Source organism: Streptomyces sp. NP-1717, from assembly GCF_022695985.1.
Classification (GTDB): Bacteria; Actinomycetota; Actinomycetes; order Streptomycetales; family Streptomycetaceae; genus Streptomyces.
In genome coordinates, this window is record NZ_JAAPBF010000327.1 from 1 (window position 1) to 5,938 (window position 5,938).

Sequence of the window (5,938 nt, forward strand, 5' to 3'; positions counted from 1 at the left end):
CCCTCCATCGGCGGTGATCAGCGTCGACAGGATCTTCACGGCGGTGGTCTTCCCGGCACCGTTCGGCCCCAGCAACGCGAACACCGAGCCCGCCGGGATACGCAGGTCGATGCCGTCGAGGACGACCTTGTCGCCGAAGGACTTGCGCAGGCCGACGGCGGAGACGGCGGTGGGCGACTCCTGGCCGCTCGGGCGCTTGGACGTGGGCATGACAGATGAAGGCATGGAGCCCTCCCGTTCGAAGGCAGGAATGAAGTGACAGGAATGGTGAGAGAGGAGAGCTGAACTCTCAGGCGCCGGGGCGGGCGCGGCGGATGTCGATGTTGCCCCAGTTGGTCCGGGCGCGGACCCTGACGGTGTCCTCGCTCTGCTCCGGGGTCTGCGAGGAGGTGAGCGTGTTGCGTACCTGCCCGCGGTTGGAGCTGACGTCGAGCCAGGCGGCGGTGCCCTCGCGGACGCCGACCTCGATGGAGCCGTTGGCGGTCTCCAACTGGACGGTCCCGGAGGCGACTTCGGCGACCCGGAGGCGACCGTGGGTGGTGGTGCCGCTGACCGATGCCTCGGCGCGCTCGATGTCGATGGAGCCGTGGGCGCCGTTCACCCGCAGTTCGCCGGTCACGGCGCCGACGGTCGTGGCGCCGTGCGAGTTCTTCAGGACGGCGGGGCCGTCGACGATGCCGACGCGCACATTGCCGGTGCTGCTGGTGATCTCGGCCATGCCCTCGACCCGGTCCACGGTGGCCGAGCCGTGCGACGCCTTGAGGTGCAACGGGCCGGTGGTGTCGAGGCGGACGTCGCCGGCCGAGGTCTTCACACGGACCTCGCCGAGCCGGCCCTCGCCGATCAGATTGGCCCCGGCACCGGTCATGTCGATGCTGGAGCCGGCCGGCAGTTCGACCACCACGTCGACGGTGCCGCCGCGCCCCAGCAGATTGGCCTTGGGTGTCCTGACGGTCAGCGAGCCGCCCGCGTAGGCGACCTCGGTCTGATCGGCCGTTCGTACGTCCAGGTCCTTCTTCGGGTCACGGGGCCGCACCTCGACGACGGTGTCGGGGCGGTCGCCCGCGGTGAACCAGATGGAACCGGCGTACACGTAGGCGGTGACGGAGATCGGTTCGGGTGTGTCGTAAGAAGGCATGGCTGTCCCGTCCTCTTGGCTCGTCGGGTCGTCCCCGCAGGTGGGACGTGGTGTGGATGAAGTGGTGCGAGATGGGGCCGATGTGCGGCCCGGGCCTGATCCGAACGGCCGGGCTCAGCGCACCCAGCCGGTGAAACTCTGTCCGACGGTCTGGGTCTTCTCCGCCGTACGCGGCCGGGCGCCGCCGTCGACCGCCGCCGACACGGCGCGCACCAGCCACGCGTTGACCGACAGGCCCTCGCGGGTCGCGGCCTCCTCGGCGCGGGTCTTGAGGTGGGCCGGCAGGCGCAGGTTGACGCGGGCGGTGCCGCCTTCGTCGCCGTCGGCCGGGACCGGGGCCCTGAGTGGTTCGACGGGCGCGGCCTGCTCCGCGTGGGCCCCGCCGTCGCCGGGCGGCAGGGTCACCACGAAGTCGGGGTCGAGCCCGCGCAGCCGTACGTCGACCGATCCGGGGGCGAGTTCGCGGGTGATCTCGTCCATCGCGGCGGAGAGCACGTTGAGCAGGGTCAGCCGGGTCGCCGACTCCAGCGGAGCGGTGAGCCTCTCGGCCAGCTCGCGGGCTTCGTCGCTGCCGGCCTCGGCGGCCACCGCGAGTTCGCGGCGGAGGTTGTCGACGTACGGGGTGAGGTCCATGGCGCCATCATGGCACCATTGTGGCTCCATGTGCAAGCGTCATCGTGGCGTTGTCGAATCGACGCTCGTGGCAACCGCTCTGAGCTGGGAAAACGCATCAGCGTCCAGCTGGGCCATGGTGGTGTCACGTGCGCCAGTGCGTCTCGGGAGTCGCAAAGTGGCGCCCGGTGGCACCACTTGGCGCCACCGGTGACACCGGCTGGCGCCATCCGGCGCCGAGTCGTGCCGCCCGAGGCCATGGGCCCGCAACGCCAGTGGCCCGGCGGTCGTCGGAGACGACCGCCGGGCCACACGGAGGGATTGCGCCGAAGGCGTGCCCGTCACTCCTCGATCGTCAGGCCCTTCCGCAGCCTGACGAGCGTGCGCGACAGCAGCCGCGACACATGCATCTGTGAGATGCCGAGCTCCTCGCCGATCTCCGACTGGGTCATGTTGGCGACGAAGCGCAGGGACAGGATCGTCCGGTCGCGTGCCGGGAGGCCCGCGATCAGCGGCTTCAGCGACTCGACGTACTCGATGCCTTCGAGCCCGTGGTCCTCGTAACCGATGCGGTCGGACAGCGCGCCCTCGGTGTCGTCCTCCTCCGGCTGGGCGTCCAGCGAACTCGCCGTGTACGCGTTGCTGGCCGCCATCCCCTCGACGACCTCGTCGTTGGTGAGGCCGAGCCGCTCGGCGAGTTCGGGGACCGTGGGCGCGCGGTCCAGCAGCTGGGACAACTCGTCGCCCGCCTTGGCCAGTTCGAGGCGGAGCTCCTGGAGCCTTCGCGGCACCCGCACCGACCACGACGTGTCGCGGAAGAAGCGCTTGATCTCGCCGACGATCGTCGGCATCGCGAAGGTGGGGAACTCGACGCCCCGGCTCAGCTCGAAGCGGTCGATCGCCTTGATCAGACCGATCGTGCCGACCTGGATGATGTCCTCCATGGGCTCGCTGCGGGAGCGGAACCGGGAGGCGGCGAACTTGACCAGGGCGAGATTCAGCTCGACCAGGGTGTTCCGTACGTAAGCGTGTTCATGGGTGCCCTCTTCCAGACCTTCGAGGCGTCCGAAGAGGGTCTTCGACAGCGACCGGGCATCCAGCGCGCCCACCTCGTCGAAGGGCGGGATCTCTGGCATGTCATCGAGGCCCGGGAAACCGGACGCGAGTGTGGCGCCGGTCTCGTCAGGGTCGGACGGGATTGTCGACGCCGCGTCGTGGGTACGCGATTCGTCGAGCCGGGGTGACATGGGTCTCCTCCATACGTTCTCGGCATATGGCTGCCGATGCCAATACGCGCTGCTGCGGTTTGCGGCGCCTCCATAGCCGGTCGCGTCGGTCAGGTTGGTTGTGTCTTTACTAGCCCTATCGGTTCGGCGCGGGCACATGCAAGTGTCATTTCGCACAAATGTCCGCATTGCGTGGGAGATTGGCTACCGGAGAACGCGTGAAAGGCGTAATGTTTCGACGAACGTCAGGGCGTATGACAGAGCGCCGGGCGCGAACGGGAGCGCGATCACAGCGCGTCCGACGACACCTTTCCAAGCATTCCTAGACATCTGATGACGGCACACGACACTGCGGAAGAGGGACGGACGGGCATGGACCGCCAGACGGTCGGCAGCGCGAACCGGGGCCGGCTTCGGGTCGAAGTTCGCACCGAGGGCCGAAGCGAGGTCGTGACAGCGGCGGGTGAGTTGGATCACCACACCGCCGAACTGTTGCGCGCACCCCTGGAAGAAGCGATCGACCAGGGGCGGGTACGACTCGTGGTCGACTGCTCGCAGCTCGAGTTCTGCGACTCGACCGGACTGAACGTGCTGCTCGGGGCCCGCCTCAAGGCCGAAGCGGCCGGCGGCGCCGTCCATCTGGCCGCGATGCTGCCGGTGGTGGCCAGGGTCTTCGAGATCACGGGCGCGGACGCGGTCTTCACCGTGCACGACTCGCTGGAAGCGGCTCTTGTCGAGTGACCCCGGAGCCGGTACGAAGACTCCGCGCGAACCAGATGTTGCAAGTGTCACGACAGCCGCGTAGGTCTTGTGGGTGTTGTCACGATTACGCCGGGCAGAAGAGTCCCGGGCGGCCGGTCGCGACAGGCAAGGCACTCTCTGTAACCACGTAACGACGTAACGACCAATTGGTGAACCGGTGAATCGGTGAGGTGAAGCGCTGATGAGCACCACCCGGCAGTTTCCGCCGGGCGATTTCGGCTCCGAGCCGGACGGCGCGGGTACCACCTCCGCCGGGTCCGAAAGCCGGGTACGCACCCTGGCGTTGGGCAACGCCAGCGGCATCGTCCCGATGGCCCGCGACTTCACCCGTCAGGCGCTGTACGACTGGGGCTGGCTGCCGGCCGCGACAGCGGACCGCCGCGCCGCCGCGGAAGACGTGCTGCTCGTCGTCTCCGAACTGGTCACCAACGCGTGCCTGCACGCCGAGGGTCCCGAGGAGCTGCGGGTCTCCTCCGACGCCAAGGCGCTGCGCCTCGAAGTCACGGACCGGGGTACGGGCCAGCCCGCGCCCCGCACCCCGCACCGCGCCGGACGGCCGGGCGGACACGGGATGTTCATCGTGCAGCGGCTCTGTCTGGACTGGGGCGTGTCCCGTACGCCGGGAGCCCCCGGCAAGACGGTCTGGGCGGTCCTGGCGGCCCCCGCGTAACGCGCGGCTCCTCCTGCCCCGCCGACGCGCCCCCGGTCGCCGGGCGGACCCGTTCCGGGCCCGCCCGACCCGGCGCCACGTCACCGCACGTCGCCCATCAGGGCGCGCACCTTCCTGCGGTACATGAAGATCGCGAAGCCCGCCAGCGTGGCCAGCAGCGCCTCCACGGCGACCACTCCCGTACGGCTCAGATCGACACCGGCGATGGAGAGCATCCCGGTCACCGAGTCGCCCGCCGTCACGGCGAGGAACCAGACGCCCATCATCTGACTGGCGTACTTGGCCGGAGCCATTTTCGTCGTCACCGACAGGCCCACCGGCGAGACGCACAACTCCCCGACGGTCTGAATCAGATAGATGCCCACCAGCCACACCGGACTGACCAGGGTGCCGTCCGCCGCCAGGACCAGAGGGATCAGGAAGAAGAAGAACGAGACGCCGACGAAGACGAGTCCCGCGGCGAACTTCACGACCGTACCGGGCTCCTTGCCCCGCCGGTTCAGCCAGAGCCAGAACCAGGCGGCCACCGGGGCCAGCGCCATGATGAACACGGGGTTCAGCGACTGGTACCAGGACGTCGGGAAACCGATGCCGAAGACGTCGTCGGCGGCCTTCGTCGTACCGAACGCCTGGATCGTCGATCCGCCCTGGTCGTAGATCATCCAGAAGACGGCGGCCGCGACGAAGAACCAGATGTACCCCGACATCTTCGTCTGCTCGACCGGCGACAGATCCTTGTCGCGCTTTATCCGGATCAGCACCCCGGCCGGGATGACGATGCCCGCGAGCGTCAACGGCACCATCGCCCAGTTCAGGGTGAAGTTGCCGGTGAAGACGACGCCTCCGTAGAAGACCGAGCCGACCAGCAGCCACGTCAGCCCCTTGGTCAGCCAGCTCGCGCGCTCCTCGCGCGACAGCGGCATCGGGACGACACCGCTGCGCGGCGACAGATGCTTCGTACCGAGGAGGAACTGGATCAGACCGATCCCCATGCCGAGGGCCGCGAGCGCGAAGCCGAGGTGCCAGCTGTACTTCTCACCGACCGTGCCGATGATCAGCGGCGCGAAGAAGGCACCGATGTTGATGCCCATGTAGAAGATGGTGAACCCGCCGTCGCGGCGCGGGTCGTTCGGGCCGTCGTAGAGATGGCCGACCATCGTGGAGATGTTGGACTTCAGCAGTCCCGAGCCGAGTGCCACCAGTGCCAGACCGGCGAAGAAGGTGCCCTGGCCCGGCAGGGCGAGCGTCAGATGGCCCACCATGATGGTGCAGGCCGCGATCGTCACGGTCTTGCGCGGGCCCCAGACCCGGTCGCCGAGCCAGCCGCCGGGCATGGCCAGCAGATAGACCATCGACAGATAGATCGAGTAGATCGCGGTCGTGGTGGCCAGGGTCAGCCCCAGACCGCCCCCCTGGAGCCCCGTCGAGGCGTCGGGGCCGCCGGACAGCAGATAGATCGTGAGCAGAGCCCTCATGCCGTAGAAGCTGAAGCGTTCCCACATCTCCGTCATGAAGAGCGTGGCCAGACCG

General features: G+C 68.6%; 7 protein-coding genes. 2 read left to right on the forward strand and 5 right to left on the reverse strand.

Annotation, left to right across the window (positions count from 1 at the left end; translation table 11 throughout):
* From GXP76_RS33445 to GXP76_RS33460, 4 genes are all read right to left on the reverse strand, one after another.
* Nucleotides 1-225, reverse strand: a 225-nt coding sequence (locus GXP76_RS33445; protein ID WP_242575380.1) for an ATP-binding cassette domain-containing protein, incomplete at its 3' end; no start/stop codon positions are given.
* Nucleotides 226-289: 64 nt separating this feature from the next.
* Nucleotides 290-1,138 carry a DUF4097 family beta strand repeat-containing protein gene (locus GXP76_RS33450; protein ID WP_242575381.1) on the reverse strand — a complete coding sequence of 283 codons (849 nt, stop codon included), beginning with the start codon at nucleotides 1,136-1,138 and terminating at the stop codon, nucleotides 290-292.
* A gap of 114 nt (nucleotides 1,139-1,252) precedes the next feature.
* Entirely contained in the window at nucleotides 1,253-1,771 is a 519-nt protein-coding gene (locus GXP76_RS33455; RefSeq protein WP_242575382.1) for a toxin-antitoxin system HicB family antitoxin, read from the reverse strand.
* Nucleotides 1,772-2,091: 320 nt separating this feature from the next.
* Nucleotides 2,092-2,997, reverse strand: coding sequence for an RNA polymerase sigma factor SigF (locus GXP76_RS33460; protein ID WP_242575383.1), 906 nt, complete (start codon nucleotides 2,995-2,997; stop codon nucleotides 2,092-2,094).
* A gap of 351 nt (nucleotides 2,998-3,348) precedes the next feature.
* On the opposite strand from GXP76_RS33460, the gene GXP76_RS33465 reads away from it, so the two are divergent.
* Nucleotides 3,349-3,717, forward strand: a complete 369-nt coding sequence (locus GXP76_RS33465; protein WP_242575384.1) for an STAS domain-containing protein — start codon at nucleotides 3,349-3,351, stop codon at nucleotides 3,715-3,717.
* Between the two features lie 202 nt (nucleotides 3,718-3,919).
* A complete protein-coding gene (locus tag GXP76_RS33470; RefSeq protein WP_242575385.1) occupies nucleotides 3,920-4,408 on the forward strand; it encodes an ATP-binding protein in 489 nt (162 codons plus the stop codon).
* Between the two features lie 80 nt (nucleotides 4,409-4,488).
* Here GXP76_RS33470 and GXP76_RS33475 read toward each other — a convergent pair.
* Nucleotides 4,489-5,938 (reverse strand): peptide MFS transporter (locus GXP76_RS33475; RefSeq protein WP_242575386.1); only part of this gene is annotated, 1,450 nt, incomplete at its 5' end.

Coding starts and splice junctions, on each gene's coding strand:
- GXP76_RS33450 (WP_242575381.1), bottom strand. CDS start 1,138: ATGCCTTCTTACGACACACCCGAACCGATCTCCGTCACCGCCTACGTG.
- GXP76_RS33455 (WP_242575382.1), bottom strand. CDS start 1,771: ATGGACCTCACCCCGTACGTCGACAACCTCCGCCGCGAACTCGCGGTG.
- GXP76_RS33460 (WP_242575383.1), bottom strand. CDS start 2,997: ATGTCACCCCGGCTCGACGAATCGCGTACCCACGACGCGGCGTCGACA.
- GXP76_RS33465 (WP_242575384.1), top strand. CDS start 3,349: ATGGACCGCCAGACGGTCGGCAGCGCGAACCGGGGCCGGCTTCGGGTC.
- GXP76_RS33470 (WP_242575385.1), top strand. CDS start 3,920: ATGAGCACCACCCGGCAGTTTCCGCCGGGCGATTTCGGCTCCGAGCCG.